Origin of the sequence: Streptomyces sp. NPDC020422 (assembly GCF_044386705.1) — a bacterium.
In the GTDB taxonomy this organism is placed as follows: domain Bacteria; phylum Actinomycetota; class Actinomycetes; order Streptomycetales; family Streptomycetaceae; genus Streptomyces.
This window is the reverse complement of record NZ_JBIRVJ010000001.1, coordinates 532,913-548,049: the sequence shown is the minus strand read 5'-3', so window position 1 is coordinate 548,049 and position 15,137 is coordinate 532,913. Positions and strand designations below refer to the sequence as shown.

Annotated in this window: 12 protein-coding genes; 4 read left to right on the top strand and 8 right to left on the bottom strand. The window is 74.1% G+C overall.

Annotation, left to right across the window (positions count from 1 at the left end):
- Nucleotides 1-40 precede the first annotated feature (40 nt).
- The 4 genes from ACH414_RS02430 to ACH414_RS02415 all read right to left on the bottom strand — a co-directional run bounded on the left by ACH414_RS02430 (nucleotide 41) and on the right by ACH414_RS02415 (nucleotide 5,583).
- A complete protein-coding gene (locus ACH414_RS02430) occupies nucleotides 41-967 on the bottom strand; it encodes a carbohydrate ABC transporter permease (protein ID WP_398940604.1) in 927 nt (308 codons plus the stop codon).
- On the bottom strand, nucleotides 964-2,061 hold the full coding sequence (locus tag ACH414_RS02425; RefSeq protein ID WP_398940603.1) for an ABC transporter permease: 1,098 nt from the start codon (nucleotides 2,059-2,061) through the stop codon (nucleotides 964-966). The genes ACH414_RS02430 and ACH414_RS02425 overlap by 4 nt, the downstream gene beginning before the upstream one ends.
- Complete coding sequence (locus ACH414_RS02420; RefSeq protein ID WP_398940602.1) at nucleotides 2,061-3,737, bottom strand: extracellular solute-binding protein; 1,677 nt, start codon at nucleotides 3,735-3,737, stop codon at nucleotides 2,061-2,063. Before ACH414_RS02420 ends, ACH414_RS02425 begins: the two co-directional genes overlap by 1 nt.
- A gap of 1,108 nt (nucleotides 3,738-4,845) precedes the next feature.
- On the bottom strand, nucleotides 4,846-5,583 hold the full coding sequence (locus ACH414_RS02415; RefSeq protein ID WP_382534650.1) for a DJ-1/PfpI family protein: 738 nt from the start codon (nucleotides 5,581-5,583) through the stop codon (nucleotides 4,846-4,848).
- Between the two features lie 150 nt (nucleotides 5,584-5,733).
- Between ACH414_RS02415 and ACH414_RS02410 the strand changes: the two genes are divergently transcribed.
- The 3 genes from ACH414_RS02410 to ACH414_RS02400 are packed head-to-tail and all read left to right on the top strand — an operon-like array spanning nucleotide 5,734 to nucleotide 8,002.
- Complete coding sequence (locus ACH414_RS02410; protein ID WP_382534648.1) at nucleotides 5,734-6,369, top strand: metal ABC transporter ATP-binding protein; 636 nt, start codon at nucleotides 5,734-5,736, stop codon at nucleotides 6,367-6,369.
- Nucleotides 6,366-7,244, top strand: coding sequence for a metal ABC transporter permease (locus ACH414_RS02405; RefSeq protein WP_398940601.1), 879 nt, complete (start codon nucleotides 6,366-6,368; stop codon nucleotides 7,242-7,244). The genes ACH414_RS02410 and ACH414_RS02405 overlap by 4 nt, the downstream gene beginning before the upstream one ends.
- Nucleotides 7,193-8,002, top strand: coding sequence for a metal ABC transporter solute-binding protein, Zn/Mn family (locus tag ACH414_RS02400; protein ID WP_386562131.1), 810 nt, complete (start codon nucleotides 7,193-7,195; stop codon nucleotides 8,000-8,002). The genes ACH414_RS02405 and ACH414_RS02400 overlap by 52 nt, the downstream gene beginning before the upstream one ends.
- A 52-nt stretch (nucleotides 8,003-8,054) precedes the next feature.
- On the opposite strand, the gene ACH414_RS02395 is transcribed toward ACH414_RS02400, so the two are convergent.
- Together ACH414_RS02395 and ACH414_RS02390 are read right to left on the bottom strand one after the other, a co-directional pair.
- A complete protein-coding gene (locus ACH414_RS02395) occupies nucleotides 8,055-9,713 on the bottom strand; it encodes a class I adenylate-forming enzyme family protein (protein ID WP_386562129.1) in 1,659 nt (552 codons plus the stop codon).
- Nucleotides 9,710-11,479 (bottom strand): CoA transferase, encoded by a 1,770-nt coding sequence (locus ACH414_RS02390; RefSeq protein ID WP_398940600.1) that lies wholly within the window; start codon nucleotides 11,477-11,479, stop codon nucleotides 9,710-9,712. The genes ACH414_RS02395 and ACH414_RS02390 overlap by 4 nt, the downstream gene beginning before the upstream one ends.
- Nucleotides 11,480-11,598: 119 nt before the next feature.
- On the opposite strand from ACH414_RS02390, the gene ACH414_RS02385 reads away from it, so the two are divergent.
- A complete protein-coding gene (locus tag ACH414_RS02385) occupies nucleotides 11,599-12,792 on the top strand; it encodes an acyl-CoA dehydrogenase family protein (RefSeq protein ID WP_398940599.1) in 1,194 nt (397 codons plus the stop codon).
- On the opposite strand, the gene ACH414_RS02380 is transcribed toward ACH414_RS02385, so the two are convergent.
- Both ACH414_RS02380 and ACH414_RS02375 read right to left on the bottom strand, forming a co-directional pair.
- The gene (locus ACH414_RS02380) at nucleotides 12,779-13,876 is read right to left on the bottom strand and encodes a sugar ABC transporter permease (protein WP_398940598.1); all 1,098 of its coding nucleotides are present in this window, start codon (nucleotides 13,874-13,876) and stop codon (nucleotides 12,779-12,781) included. The two genes, ACH414_RS02385 and ACH414_RS02380, sit on opposite strands and share 14 nt — an antisense overlap.
- A complete protein-coding gene (locus tag ACH414_RS02375; protein ID WP_398940750.1) occupies nucleotides 13,873-15,003 on the bottom strand; it encodes an MFS transporter in 1,131 nt (376 codons plus the stop codon). The genes ACH414_RS02380 and ACH414_RS02375 overlap by 4 nt, the downstream gene beginning before the upstream one ends.
- Nucleotides 15,004-15,137 lie beyond the last annotated feature (134 nt).

Here is a 15,137-nt window from a genome sequence, read left to right as displayed (position 1 = left end):
TCGGTGCGCGGCCGCGTCGCGGGGGCAGGACCGGGCCGCGTCAGCCCTTGACGGCTCCGGTGAGCATGCCCTTCTTGAAGTGGCGCTGGACGAAGGGGGAGGCGACCGCGACCGGGATCAGCGCGAGGACCATGACGGCCATCTGCAGCCCCAGGGAGGAGAGTTGTCCGGTGCGGACGGCCTGCTGGAGGCCGGTCGGCGCCTCGGTGTTCTTCTGGACCAGCTGGATCAGCACGTTCTGCAGCGGCATCATCTCCTGGTCGGACAGGTAGATGGAGGCGTTGAACCAGGCGCTCCAGTAGCCGACCGCGTAGAACAGCGAGATGACGGCCAGCACCGCGCGCGACAGCGGCAGGACGATGGTCAGCAGGATGCGCAGCTCGCCGGCCCCGTCGATGCGGGCGGAGTCGATGAGCTCGGGCGAGATCCCCATGAAGAAGGCCCGCAGGACGAGGATGTTGAAGACGCTGACGGCGCTCGGCAGGACCAGGGAGAGATAGGTGTCGGTGAGGCCCAGCGACTGCACCAGCAGGTACGTCGGAATGAGCCCGGCCCCGAAGAACATGGTCGCCATGATGGTCATCAGGAGGAAGCGATGGCCCAGGCTCCTCGGCCGCGACAGTCCGTAGGCCGCGAGCACCGACACCGTCATCGAGAACAGCGTGCCGAAGAGCGTGACACCGACCGAGACCATGATGGCCCGGCTGACCTGGCCACCGCCGAGCAGTTCCGTGTAGTTGACGAAGGTGATGCCCTGGGGGACCACGACGAGGCCGCCGGCCCGGTCGATGACGGGCTTCGGCGAGAGGCTGGTGACGATCACGATCCAGAGCGGACCGAGCACCCCGAGGCAGCAGAGCACGAGGAAGCCGCCCTTGGCGGTGAGGCCCGCCTTGCTCGGCGGCTCCTCCCACACGGGGCGGGCGGGCGCCTTGAGGCTGCGGACGAGCCGGGTGTCGGGACTCACTTCTTGTACACCCCCTGCTCGCCCAGCAGGTGCGCGAACTTGTTCGCACCCAGGACGAGGCACACTCCGATGAGCCCCTTGGCCAGGCCGACCGCGGCCGCGTAGCTGAAGTCGCCGTTCTGGATGCCCACGTTCCACACGTAGGTGTCGAGGACCTCGCTGGCCCCCGCGCCGACCGCGTACCGCTGGAGCAGGAACTGCTCGAATCCGACGCTCAGCGCGTCGCCCACCCTGAGGACGAGCAGCAGGGCGATCACCGGGCGCAGCGCGGGCAGCGTGACGTGCCACATGCGTCGCCAGCGTCCCGCCCCGTCCATGGCGGCGGCCTCGTACAGGTCGGTGCTGACGGCGGACAGGGCCGCGAGGAAGACGATGATCCCCCAGCCGGCGTCCTTCCACACGGCCTGCGCGGTGACCAGGTACTTGAAGAGGTCCGCGTCGGTCATCAGGTCGAAGCCGCTCCACCCGTGCTTCTCGAGGGTCTGCGCGATGACGCCGGCGCCGCCGAGGATCTGCTGGAAGACGGTGACGACGAGGACCCACGAGAAGAAGTGCGGCAGATACATGATCGCCTGCGCCACGGCCCGCACCCGGGGCCGGATCACGCTGTTGATGAGCAGCGCGAGGACGATGGGGACCGGGAAGAACAGCGCCAGCTGGAGCACGAACAGGACGACCGTGTTCTTCGTGGCGCTCCAGAACAGCGGGTCCTGGAGCATCCGCGAGAACTGCTCCACGCCCACCCACGGGCTGTGGAGGATCGCCGTGATGCCGTTGCCGGAGACGTAGGGGTCGTAGTCCTGGAAGGCGATGACGTTGCCCAGCAGCGGGAGGTAGTTGAAGAGCAGGAGCAGGATGACGACGGGCAGGACCATCAGGATGAGGGCGCGGTCGCGGCGCCAGCGCACCCGCAGGGGAACCCGGTGCGCCCTGCCCGCCCTGCCGACCCTGCTCGTCCTGCGGACCCTGCCCGCCGTTTCCGCCCCGCGCGGCACGCTCCTCGTCACGGCAGCCGCGGCGACCGCGGCCTCCGGCTCCTCGACGGCCGCGGGGGGACGTGTCCCGTCGGGGCGGCTCCCGGCCGTGAGGGCCATCAGTTGCCGCTGCCGTTCTTGTCGAGGAGCTCCTTGTACCAGTCGCGCAGCTTGTCGCCGCCGGACGACTTCCAGGTGGAGATGGCCTGCTGGATGTCGGAGAGCTTCTTGTTGCCGCGCACGAAGTCGATCTCCAGCTGCTCGAACTGGCTGGAGAGGGTGGCGTAGCGGGTCGGCTCGACGATGTTCATGCCGTAGGTGGACGTCTTCCTGACGAAGGCGCCCTGCCGCTGCTGCCACTCGACCTGCATGCGGGTGATCCCGGGCAGGTCGGGGTGGGCGGTGAAGGGGGCCGGGGCCGCCAGCAGCACCCAGGCGTTGTTCACCTCCTGGATGCCCAGATCGTTCTTGACCGGGGCGCCGTTCTCGACCGTGTAGTGGGTGCCCTCGACCCCGTAGTCGACGAACATGCGCTCCTTGGTGCCGTAGGGTGCCGCCGCGAAGTTGGCCGCGGCCAGCGCGTTCTCGACCGTCTCCTTCGAGGCGCCCTTGCGGATCATCGACCAGATGGCGGCGGGCTGGCCGGCGTACAGCGTCGGGCTGCCGCCGTCGGCGCCGAAGTAGTCCATGCCAAAGACCTCGAAGTCCGGGTGGGACTTGGCCTGTTCGGCGGTCTTGCCGTACCAGGAGGACATGTCGTCGTTGTAGACCAGGGTCTGTCCTGAGGTGAACCGCTGGCTCGCGTCGCCGGTGTTCGCCCTGTCGTCGGGATGGACGACGCCCGCGGCGAACAGCTTGCGGACCCACTCCAGGTGTTCGAGGTACTCCGGGTGCTCGATGCGGTACGTCAGCTTGCCGTCGGCGCCGATGTTCCAGCCGAGCGAGCCGGCGGGCGGGACGCCGAAGAAGCCCGCCGCCGACCACCTCAGGTCGCCGCAGGCCCATACCTTCGCCTTGGCGCTGGTGGCCTCCTTGGCCCAGCCGAGGAACTCGTCGGCCGACCTGGGTACCGCGTACCCCTTCTTGTCGAAGACGTCCTTGCGGTAGAAGGGCACGATGCCGGGTACGGGGGCGGCGGGCATCGGGATCCCGCGCAGCGCGCCGCCGAAGATGCTCATGCGCCAGGAGTCGGACGGGATCGCGGCCAGGTTCGGGTACTTCTTGACCTTGTCGCCCGCCAGGTAGGGGCCGAGGTCCATGAACTTCGCGGTGACCGCGTTCGAGATCTTGCCGACCAGTTCCCAGTTCGGCACGACCACCATGTCGGGTATGGAGCTGGAGGCGAGGACGGCACCGAGCTTCTCGCCGTAGGTGGTGCCGTCCTGGTTCTGCCAGGTGATCCTGGTGCCCGCCGCGGCGTCGAGCGCCGTGTAGTACGCGCACCCCGCCTTGGGCGGGGTGCCCCAGAGCGGGGCCATGATGGTGAGCGGGGCGCCGGTGCCGAGTTTGGTCGGGACCGAGGAGGCGAGGGCGTCGAGGTCGACCTTGCCGGTGTACCCCGCCGAGGAGCCGTTCCTCGACGGGATGTCCGGCTTGGCGACCGTGCTGGCGACGTAGGTGGGGAGCAGCTTGTCCGCGGCCTTGCCCGACGTCGCGCCCTCGCGCGAACCGCCGCCCCCCGAGTCGCTGCAGGCGGTCAGCAGCGGCATTCCGCCGGCGACCGCTGCGGTGGCGACCGCCGTGGAGGCGAGGAAGCTTCTCCGGCTCAGTCCGGAGGGGGCGGCGTTCGGCGTCATTGCGTCAACCCTTCGTGGCGCACCTGGACATCCGGCGGTGGGCCGTCGGCTGCGGTGTCGAGACTGGAACTGGCTGAGCTGAAAGCGGGCACCCGACCACGGCGAAACGCTGCGCAGTCGAAGCGCTTCGATGTTGCAGTGAGGTTAAGTGAACACCCAGGGGCGCACAAGAGTCGCCACCAACATTGCCTGTAGCAGGCGGCATATGACGTCCAGTCGACCCTGCGTACGCCCTCCTAGACGCAATGGCACTGCTTTCTCGCCACTCAACTGCCGATCGGAATCGAAGCGCGTCGACGATTCCATTCCGCCCAGGCCCGCGCGCGACGCGCCGGAACGGGTCGCCCCCACTCCGTCGCCGCCGAGGGCCCGAAGGTTGCCGCGAGGGACGCGAAAACCTCCGCCGCGACGTGCTCGCCCCCGCGGGCACGGGGCGGCGGCGCTCGCCGTGACACTGGTCTCCTGGTAGCCGCTCTCGCTCCGGGCGGTCGGCGGGCGGTACGTCGCCTGCCGTCACCGCTTCTTCGGGGAGGCGCCGTGAACCCGCGCCTCGCGGTGCCCGACCTGGTCGTGCGGTATGGGGAACGGCAGGTCGTCGACGGGGAGTCCATCACCGCCGGCGCCGGGGAGGCGGTCGGCCCTTCGGGGTGCGGCACGTCCACGACGACCCTGGCGGTGCTACGGCCGCTCCGCCCGCCCGCGCCGGGTCGGCGCGCTTCGCCGGGGTCGAGCTGACCGGCGCGCGCGAGCGCGAACTCCCGCGCCTTGGGACCCGGTTGCAGCCGGTCTTCCAGGATCCGTACCCCCCGCTGAGCCCGCGCCGCCGGGTGCGGCGTCAGATCGCGGAGCCCCCGCGCGTCCACGGGCGCCGGCCCGGTGCGGACGGCGCGGGGGCCGAGGAACTGCCGGACCTCGTCGGCCTGACCCCGCCCACGGCGACCGGCTCCCGCACGAGCCGACCGGAGGCCGGTGCCGGCGCGGCGCCATCGCCCGTGCGCCGGCGCCCCGTCCGGACCTGCTCGTCCTCGACGAGCCCCCCTCCGCGCTCGACACCGCGCCGCGGGCCGGCATCCTCGACCTGCTGACGGACCTCCAGGTGGACCTGGCCTCAGCCGACCCGGGGCGACGTCCAGACGGTGCCGCGGGCCTCGTACTCCAGCATCTCCTCGAGGTTCGCGGCGGCGTCCGGGCCGAGTTCCCGGCGGACGAGCCAGAGGGCCAGGTCGAGGCCGGAGGTGACGCCCGCGGCGGTGACGAGGTCGCCGTCGTCGACGACACGGGCGTTCTTCAGAGAGCCGCCCTGCGCCTGGAGGTCCGGCTTGGCCTTGTGGTGGGTGGTGCAGGGGCGGCCCTTGGTGAGGCCGGCGGCGGAGAGGAGCATCACTCCGGTGCACAGGGCGCTGACGGTGAGCCCGGGTCGGACGGCGGCCGCCAGGGCGTGGGGCAGGGTGCCGCGGTCGATCTCGGCCCAGACGCCGGGGCTGTCCCGGCGGGCGTAGCCGCCACCGGGGACGACGAGCAGGTCGGCCTCGCCGGGGGCCCAGGGGCGGATGCCGCGGACGACCGTGCCGTAGGCCGCGGTGACGGCGCGGGCGCCGGTGGCGGAGACGTAGTCGACCTCGACCGGGCGCGGGGTGAAGAAGCCGGCGGCGGTAAGGACCTCGTACGGGGCGGCGAAGTCGAGTTCCTCGACGCCGTCGAACATCGCGATGTGGATGCGCAGCGGGCGGGTCGGGCCCGGGCCCGGGGCGGTCGCGGTCGCGGACGCGGGTGAGGCCGCCGTCGCGGCGAGCGCGCCCGCGGCACCGAGGGCGGTGGTGGCGCGGAGTAGTGCCCTGCGGTTCATGGGGGGGCTCCTGGTCCTGGAGTGGCGGGTGACGACGTGACAGGGGTCGGGCGGCGGCACTCGACGGTTCCCGCCGCACCCCGGGAACCCGGCACCCCTCCCGTCCGACTCCTCCGGCGCACGAGCACGGCGGCGACGAAGGGCAACGGGATGGGCGGACTGGACATACGCATGCGGGCGGTCGCCTGCCGGCACGGCCGCAACGAGGCGGTCGCGGACGTCGATCTGGAGATCGCCGCCGGCGAGCGGGTCGCGCTGACGGGGACGAACGGCTCCGGCAAGACGACCCTGCTGCGTGCGGTCCTCGGGCTGCACCGGCAGGTCAGCGGCACCATCGAGGTCGGCGGGCGGGCCGCCCGCACCGCGGCCGAGTGGGCGTGGCGGCGGCGGTCCTGCGCCTGGATCCCGCAGAAGCCGGCGGCCGGCAGGTTCCCGCTGCGCGGGGACGAGCTCCTGGCGAGCAGCGGCGCTCCGGCCGACGCGGCCGGTGCGGCCGAGCGACTGGGGGTCGAAGCGCTCGTCGGCCGGCCCGTGGACACGCTGTCCGGCGGACAGTTGCAGCGCCTGTACCTGGCGCGGGCCATCGGCTGCGTCGCGGCCGGGGCGCAGGTGCTGCTGGCCGACGAGCCGACCGCCGCCCTCGACTTCGCCGGGCAGGAGGAGGCAGCCGATGTGCTGACCGCGCTGCCGGTGACACTCGTCGTCGTGACCCATGACCGGGCGCTCGCCGAGCGGTGCGACCGGGTCCTGGAGATGGCCGCCGGGCGCCTGCGAGAGGTCCGGTGAACACGCTCGCGGCGGCCGACCTCGGCGCCATGCTCCAGCTCGTACCGGTGCAGCGGGCCGGGACCGCCCTGCTGCTGGCGGCCGTCGGGCTTCCGGTGATCGGCGTGATCATCGTCGGGCTGGACATCATGCCGGTGCGCTTCGCGATGATGCACGTGGCACTCCTCGGCATCGCGATCGGTCTGATGACCGGGATCGATCCGATGCTGTGCGCGCTGGCGGCCTGCGCCCTGTCCGGAGCGGGGGTCGCTCCGCTCGCCCGCACGCCCGACGGACTGTCCGGGGCCATGGGCCTGCTGATGAGCCTGGCGATCGCCGCCGCGCTGCTCGTCCTCGCCGTCTCCGGCGTCAACGCCTCGGGCGCGTTCGCGCTCCTGTGGGGCTCGATCCTCTCGGTCGGCACCGCCGACCTGGTCGTCCTCGGCGCGCTCGCCGTGGTCGTCCCGGCCCTCTTCCGGTGGAAGCGCAGGGACGTGGCCCTGCTCCTGTACGACCGGGAGCTCGCCGAGTGCTCGGGCGTACCGGTCCGCTTCCTCACCACCGCGCTCCTCGTGCTCGTCGCCGTCGCGGTGGCCGGCGCGATCAAGCTGACCGGGGCCCTGCTCGTCGACGCGCTCACCCTGCTGCCCGCGCTCGCCGCGCGACGGCTGGGCCGCTCGCTGTGGTCGATCACCCGCTGGGCGGTCGGCATCGGCATCGCCGTCAACCTCACCGGCTTCCTCCTCGCCCTCTGGCTGGACTGGCCTCCGGGCCCGGTCCTCGTCCTCACGGCGGGGGCCGTCGTCCTCGCCGCGCACCTCGTCCCCGAACGGAGAAACAGCTCATGGCGCGCATCCGCGTCCGTACCGCCCGCGTCCCTTCCCTCCTCGCACTGACCGCGGCCCTCCCCCTCCTCGCCGGGTGCGGGAGCGAGGACCCCGCAGGCCCGGCGGAGCACCAGGCGGCGGGGCACAAGCCCGTGGTGGTCGTCACGACCACCTGGGAGGGCGCCTTCGCCAAGGCCGCCGGGGCCGAGGACGTCACGGTGATCGTGCCGCAGTCGGTCCACCATGCGCCCGACTACGACCCGAAGCCCTCCGACCTCGCCGCCGTGGCCAAGGCAGACTTCGTGCTGTACGCGCCGTTCGAGCCGTACGCCGCGAAGATCAAGGAGGCCGCCGGGTCGAAGGCGAGGCTGGTCGAGGTCGACCTCGACAACGACCCGGCGAAGGCGGGTGCCGAAATCACCAGGCTCGGTGGGCTGTTCGGTACGAAGGGCGCCGCAGCACGGTTCAGGACGCGGCTCGACGGGGAGGTCGCCAAGCTGAACGGCGAGCTGAGGTCCGCGTGGCCGGGCGGGAAGAGCCCGTCCGTCGTCGCCCAGGTCTTCAGCGGGTGGGCGGCCCGCCTCGCCGGCGCCACCACGGTGGGGACGTACGGCCCCGAGCCGGTCACCCCGGCCCTCCTGGCCGCGCTGTCCTCGAAGAAGCCCGCGTTCGTCCTCGACAACGCCCACATGTCGACGGGAACCGTCCTGCCCGACACCGGTGCGAAGCAGGTGGAGATCGTCAACTACCCGGGCGAGGACCTGGACCTGCTCGCCGTGTACCGGGGCGCGGCCGCCGAGTTGAAGAAGGCGATGAGCGGGGCCTGACGCCGTGCCGTGAGGGGGAGGGTCGCGCGCAGGCGCGGCCCTCCCCCTTCGTTCATCGCAGGGCCGCCGCGGTGGCCCGCTCGTCCTCGGCCCGGCGTCCGAGTGCGGCCCGGTCCGGCTTGCCCGCGGCGGTGAGCGGCAGCGCGTCGAGGACGATGACGTGCTCCGGGTGCTTGTACCGGTCCAGGCCCTGCGCGGTCAGATACGCGCCGAGGTCGTCCGGCGTCGGACGCACCCCGTTCCTCGTCACCACGCAGGCGACCAGCCGCTCCCCCATCAGCGGGTCCGGGACGCCCACGCAGACGACGTCGCGCACCGCCGGGTGCCCGGCCAGTTCGCGTTCCACCTCGGCCGGGCTGATGTTGGCGCCGCCGCGTATGACGACGTCCTTGAGGCGTCCCACGACGTGCAGCACGCCGTCCCCGTCGAGGTAGCCGAGGTCTCCGGTGCGGACCCAGCCGTCGGGGGTGCGGTAGCGGGCGTCGAGGTCCGGGGAGGCGACGTAGCGGAGCGGGGTCATGGGGCCGCGCGAGACGATCTCGCCGATCCGCCCGTCGGGCAGCGGCTCGTGGGTCTCGGGGTCGGTGACCCGGATCTCCGCGACGCGCGGGTCGGGCCGTCCGGCGACGACGCCGGAGCGGTCGGTCGGCGGGACCTTGTGGTCCAGGCCGGTGTGGCAGTTGACGCCGTCGGCCGATCCGTACAGGTTGACGACCGGGCATCCGAACGCGTCCGCGGCAGCGGTCGCGGTGGCCTCGTCGAGCGGGGCGCCGCCGAGGACGAGCGCGGTCGGGGCGGGGACGCGCTCGCCCGTCCGCTCCATGTGTTCCAGCATCATCCGGATCATGGTCGGGACGCCGAGGACATGGGTGGGCGCGTGCTCGCGCACGGCCGTGAGGGCGGCCTCGGGGGTGAAGTGGTCGATCAGGACGAGGGAGCCGCCGTGGCGCGCGAGGGTGACGGGGGTGCCGTTCGAGCCGAACGCCGAGCCGAGGGGGACGAGGAAGAGGCACCGGGGCGGGGTCCCGTCGGGGATGAGGGAGGCGAGGAAGTTGCCCCGTCCGCCGGCCAGGGCGTTGTGGGAGTACGCGATCATCTTCGGCTCCGCCTCCGAGCCGGAGGAGACGAGGATGCGGGCCGCGCTGTCGGGGTCGGGGCGGGCCGGGACGAAGCCGGTGGGGTCCGTGCGCAGAAGACCCTTCAGGGGAATCGTTCCTGCGGGCGGGGTTCCCGGTCCGGCGGCGATCACGTGCCGGAGGGCCGGCAGCACGGGCAGGAGTGTGACGAGGCCGGCGGCATGAGCCTGACCGCGGTGTTCGGTGGCGACGATGACGGCGACGGCCTCCGCGCGGCGCAGCAGGCACTCGGCCTCCCTCGCCCCTCGTCCGACCGGGAAGGGCAGGGCCACCGCTCCGAGGGCGGCGACGGCCAGGTCGGCGACGACGGCGTCGCGCCGGTTGGGGAGCTGGACGGCGACGACGTCCCCGGGTCCGATGCCCAGCCCGCGCAGCGCCTCGGCCAGACTTCTGACCTTGCGGTCGAGAGCCGTGTAACAGAGCGTGCCGTGGGCGTCGAGGAGCGCGGTCCGGTGCGGATCGGCGATCTGCCGCGCCCGGAACAGGCTGTAGAGGTCGAGGTCCGGGCAGGTGCCGTCCGCCGCCCACGCGCGGCGGAGTGCGAAGGGCAGCAGGTCGGTGAGGGTGACGGTCACGCGAGGCTCCAGGGATCGGGAACGGCGGGGGCACCGTGCGCGTCCCGGCCGATCGGGCCGGACAGGCTCGGGTGGTGGTCGAGGTCGGACAGGTCGGTGGTGACGGCGGTCGCGGTCAGGCCGTGGGAGCGGAGCTGGTGCAGGGCGTCCTCGGTGCACATGCCGGTCAGGTCGTACGCGGAGACGGCCGCCGCGCAGGAGTCGCTCGGCGCGATCCAGCCGTCCGAGGTGCGGAGCGGGTGCCGGAATCCGGCCGGCGGCCGGGGGGCATGCCCGCGCCTGAGCCGTTCCAGGGCCGGGGCGAGCAGCGTGTCGGCCGCACCGAGGAGCGAGGAGTCGACCCGTACGCCGTGTCCGGTGCGCTCGCGCAGGAACAGCCCGGCCAGGACGGCTTCGGCACCGTGCAGTCCGCCGAGGACGTCGAGCAGGGTCATGAGGGAGGGGGCGGGCGGTTCGTCGGCGGGGTGCACGGCCTCGCCCACTCCGGTCCTGGCCTGCACCATGAAGTCCGTGCCCATGGGGGCGTCCTCGATCCGGTCCGCCCAGCCGCCCGTGTAGGCGTAGACGAGGGCGGGGTTGGCGGCGGCGAGGTGTTCGGCGTCGAGTCGGAGCTCGGCCGCCTTGCCCGGCGCCCAGTTGTGCAGGAACACGTCCGCGTCGGCGGCGAGTTCGCGCAGCCGGCGCCGGTCGCCGGGCGACTTGATGTCGATCTCGACGGCCTCCTTCCCCCGGTTGAGGGCGAGCCACCGCGCGGAGACACCCGAGCAGCTGGGCGGCATTCCGCGCAGCGGGTCGCCACCCGGCGGCTCGACCCGGATCACCCGGGCGCCGAGGAGGCCCAGCAGGTGGGCGGCGAGGGGTGCTTGGATGCGGCGGCCCGCCTCCAGGACCGTCAGCCCCTCCAGGGGTCGGGTCGGGGAGACCGGGCGCGTGGCCGCGGGAGCCCCGGGCCGGAGTCGGCGCAGCGACCAGGGATCCGCCCCGTCGTCCTCCTTCGCGCGTTCCGCGAGCGTGCGCAGCGGACACACTTCGGCTCCGGAGGAGGTCGCCGCCTGCCGTATCCGTGCCAGGGAGTGCGTACGGGTGGTCCGGTGCAAGACCTCGGGGAAGGGCGCGCAGGCCGTCGCGTACCGGAACTGGAAGGGCCGCCAGCCCGCCCGTATCGCCTCGGCGGGAGCCCCGAGTGCCCGCCAGAAGTCGGCCCAGGCTCCCGGGTCGAGCGTCTCCAGCTCGAAGACGGTGCCGTCGGCCGAGGTGAACGGCGGCCCTCCGGGCTTGAGTTCGACGGCTTCGGGCTCGTCGGCACCGGAAGCGGCCAGGTACTGGGAGACGGCGAGCAGACCGGCCCGGTCGGCCGTGGTGGTCACGTGGCGGGGGCCGTCGCCGCCGCGGGCCTGGGCGACCAGCGCGGCGAGGAGCCCCTGCGTGGTCAGCACACCGGTGGCCGTGGCCAGGTAGTCGACGCCCAGGCCGCGCGGCGCTCCGTGGCGGCGCCCGTGCACGGCCATCACGCCGGTGACGGCCTGGGTCGTGGCCTCGTCCTCGATCCCGGAGCCGTGGGCGCCCCAGGCGGTGCGGGCCGTGACGGGCGCGAACCCGGCGCCGGCGAGGACGATCCCCTCGGAGTGCGGTTCGCGCGGCCGCCCGCCGAGCCTCCGCAGGTGGTCGGCGACGACGCGGGTCACGGCCCGCGGCCCGGCGATGCCGAAACCCAGTCCGTCGAGCGGGCGGCGAACCGCGGTGTCCGTGGTCGCTGGTGACGCCATGCCTGTCCTTTCGTGGTGGCCCTCGCGATGGTGGGAACTGGCGGGCCGGAACGCGCGACCAATTCCACGGACAGGCAGTCGGAAGCATGTTCTGTCGAGTTCCCAGGACGGAGGAAACAGTGACGGATCATGACGTAAGGGATGCCGACCCGGCCGACCTGTGGGTGAAGCGGGTGTCGCTGTTCGTTCGCGAGCGGGTGTTCCCGTACGAGACGCAGCTCGACGCCGGCGGGGCGCCCGCACGCGACCTGCGGGCGCGACTGCGCGCGGAGGCACGGGAGGCCGGTCTGTGGGCGTTGCCGCTGCCCTCGGAACTGGGCGGCGGCGGCCTTTCGTTGAGTGCGTACGCGCCCGTCGCCGAGGCCGAGGGGGCGAGTGACCACGGTCCCGCGGCGCTGGGGTCGGCGACCCTGCTCGACGTGACCATGCTGGCGCGGCACGGCTCCTCACGGGTGCGCTCGGAGTACCTCCGCCGCCTGGTCTCGGGCGAGCTGCGCACGTGTTACGCGATGACGGAGCCGGACACCCCGGGCACCGAACCGTTCCTCACCGCCACCCGGGCGGAACGACGCGCCGGCGGCGGCTGGACCGTCACGGGACGCAAGTGGTTCGTCTCGAACGCGGCCGACGCGGACCTGGTCACCGTGCTCGTCCGCACCAGCGGCTCCGCCGGGGACCGGGAAGGGCTGTCCCTCGTCCTCGTCCCCACCGGCTCGCCCGGCTTCCGGGTCGTCCGCGAGCTGCCCGTCCTGGGCGCCACCGGCCAGCACGAGATCGAGTTCGACCACGTGGACGTCGGCGAGGACCAGCTCGTGGGCGAGGCCGGACAGGCCCTCGCCATCGCCGGCGAACGCCTGCAACTCGGCCGGACCCTGCGGGCCTTGCGGTGGATCGGCCAGGCCCAGCGGGCCTTCGACCTGCTGTGCCGGCGCGCCGTGGAGCGGCGGGGGGTGCGCGGACCGCTCGCGGACCGGCAGCTCGTACAGCAGCACGTCTTCGAGTCGCTGTTGGCGCTCCGCAGCACCCGTCCGCTGGTGTACGAGGCGATGGCGCTGGTCGCCGAGGGTCGCGACGCGCATGTGGAGGTGGGTCTGGCCAAGACCGCGGCGGCCCGCACGCTCCAGGAGGTCGCCGACCGCGCCGTCCAGGTCTTCGGTGCCGCCGGTCTCGGTCCGGACACGCCGCTCCCCTCCCTGTTCCGGACGGGGCGGACGGCCCGGATCCTCGACGGGCCCGACGAGCAGCACATCTCCTCGGTCGCCCGGCGCGTACTGCGGAGCCGGCAGCCGGGACCGGGCGTCACACCCGTGTGAGGTCGACGCGGCCGAGGAGCGCGGCCAGGCCCAGGGCGAGGAAGAAGTCTCCCCAGACGAGTTCGTGACGGACGGCGGTGCCGCTCCGTGCTTCGTAGCAGCCGTCCAGGAGCATGCCGGCCGGGCGGGCGCCGCCCGGCCGGGTGAGGTGGACGTCCACCAGGTGGTGCAGCACGGCCTCGGCACGTGCCGCGCACGCCGCCGCCCGCCCGGCCCCGGAGAGCCGCGCGAGCTTCAGCAGCGCGACCGCGGCGATGGCCGCCGCGGAGGTGTCCCGAAAGCCCCCGGGGTCGCCGGCCTCCGCGGGCGGGACGGGCGGTCCGTCGAGGAACTCCCCCTGATGGAGCAGGCGTTCCGCGGCCGCGGCCAGCCGGTCCGGACGCCACGGCGTTCCGCCGTCCGCTCGCAGCAGGCCGTCCGCGACCGCCAGCAGCAGCCACGCCTCGCCCCGGGCCCAGCCGGGCGCGGGCTCGGTCTCCGCCGCCCAGCGCCCGCACGCCTCGTCCCAGCGCCAGGCCGGTCGGGGCCGCCCCGGTCCCCCTCCCCACAGACACAGCTCCAGGTGCCGGTGCAGGTGCGCGGCGGCCGCCGTCCGCCCTTCCGGTCCGGCGCACGCCACGAGGGGGACGAGGCCGGGAACGGCGTCGGCGCGGGCCCGTAGCCGTGGGCCGCCGAGGGCCGCACCCCACGGGACCAGGCCGAGCCCCGGGTCCCAGCAGGCGAGCGCGGTCCTCGCCGCACGCTCGCGCAGGGCGGCGGCGCCGTCGTCCTCGGCGGCCAGGGCCGTGCCGTACCAGAGGACGAGGCCGCGGGTCGCGGTGTCGGCCTCGGTCCAGACGGCGAGCCGCGCGGTGGCGGCGGACGCCGCCGATCGGTCCGCGGCGGCGCCGGTGTGCCGGGCGCGCAGCCAGAGCAGCCCGGCCCAGAAGCCGCCGGTCCACGACCCCCGCCCGGTGGTCGTCCAGCGCCCGTCGCCCGGGTCCGCGTACAGCGGGAAGCGGGAGCCCACCTGCGCGGCGGTCTCCGCCACCCGCCCCAGCAGCAGCTCCAGCGCCTCCCCGGCCCAGCCCGTCGGGCCGGTCACGCCGCTCCGCCCCGTCCCGTACGGCGGTCCCCGACCGCCCAGACGAAGGCGACGGCCGCCGCGAGGGCGAACTCCCCCGCGACCACGGCCCATCCGGCGCCGTACCGGCCGCGCTCGGCGAGCAGTCCGAACAGCGGCGGTCCCAGGGCGAACCCGGCGAAGAAGCCGGCCGCGACGAGCGCCGAGTCCTGGCCGGCCCGCCCCGGTGCCGAACGCTGCAGGACGAGGACCATCGACACGGCGTTGCCGGACACCGCGAACACCCCCACCCCCACGGCCCCCGCCCACACCAGCGGCTCGACCCGGCCGGCGGCGGCCAGCAGCACGGCCGCGCCCACCGCACCGGCAGCGAGCAGGCCGGGGAGCCACGGGGCCCGGCCGGGCGTGGCGGCGCGCGACCAGCCGATCCGGCCGGCGATCCCGGCCACGCCGAGGACCGCGACGAGGGCGCCCGCCACCGACGGCCCCATGCCGAGCCGCTGCGCGCCGAACAGCGCCAGGTAGGTGTTGACGGACGCGATGCCGGCGCCGAGGAAGAGCGAGAATCCCGCGAGCCACGGCACGGGGCCGGCGGACGGGGCCGGTGTGGAGACCGGGGCGGAGGTCCTCGGCGGCGGATCGGCCGGCAGCGCCCGCCAGGTCCACAGGGCGGCGGCCGCCGCGGCCACGGCCGCCAGCCACACCGCGCCCCGCCAGCCGACCAGGCCCGCCACCGCCGCGAGGGGCAGCCCGGCCGCGAAGGCGCCGAGCTGCACGCCGGACTGCTTGGCTCCGGTGACGGCGCCCCGCCGCGGGGCCGGGACGGCCGCGAGGATCGCCTTGTTCGTCGCCGGGTTGGCGAGCGCCTGCGGGAGACCGCCGAGTGCGACCGCCGCGAGCAGCAGGCCCGGCCCTGGGGCCGCCCCGATCAGCCCGAGCGCCGCCGCGGAGACGGCGAGCAGCGCGACGAGCGCGCGCCGGGGGCCGACGCGGTCCACGGTCCGGCCGCCGACGGGCGAGAGCAGGGCGGCGGTGCCGAACCCGACGGTGGTCGTCAGACCGAGCAGCGTCTCCGACAGGCCGAGGCCGTCGACGAGTCGTGGTCCGAGCGCCCCGAGCAGGAAGAGCTGCATCATCGAGAAGGCCATGGCCGTCGTCAGCAGTGCGGTCAGCCCGCGCGGCGCGACGCGCTCGGCATCGCCTGCCGTGGCCGCCGCGGCTGCCGAAGCCGCCTCTCTTGCGGACCTCACGCGGTGTCCTCCCTCCCCTGCGACGACGGGTC

Coding starts and splice junctions, on each gene's coding strand:
- ACH414_RS02425 (WP_398940603.1), bottom strand. CDS start 2,061: ATGGCCCTCACGGCCGGGAGCCGCCCCGACGGGACACGTCCCCCCGCG.
- ACH414_RS02420 (WP_398940602.1), bottom strand. CDS start 3,737: ATGACGCCGAACGCCGCCCCCTCCGGACTGAGCCGGAGAAGCTTCCTC.
- ACH414_RS02415 (WP_382534650.1), bottom strand. CDS start 5,583: ATGAACCGCAGGGCACTACTCCGCGCCACCACCGCCCTCGGTGCCGCG.
- ACH414_RS02410 (WP_382534648.1), top strand. CDS start 5,734: ATGGGCGGACTGGACATACGCATGCGGGCGGTCGCCTGCCGGCACGGC.
- ACH414_RS02400 (WP_386562131.1), top strand. CDS start 7,193: ATGGCGCGCATCCGCGTCCGTACCGCCCGCGTCCCTTCCCTCCTCGCA.
- ACH414_RS02390 (WP_398940600.1), bottom strand. CDS start 11,479: ATGGCGTCACCAGCGACCACGGACACCGCGGTTCGCCGCCCGCTCGAC.
- ACH414_RS02375 (WP_398940750.1), bottom strand. CDS start 15,003: ATGGCCTTCTCGATGATGCAGCTCTTCCTGCTCGGGGCGCTCGGACCA.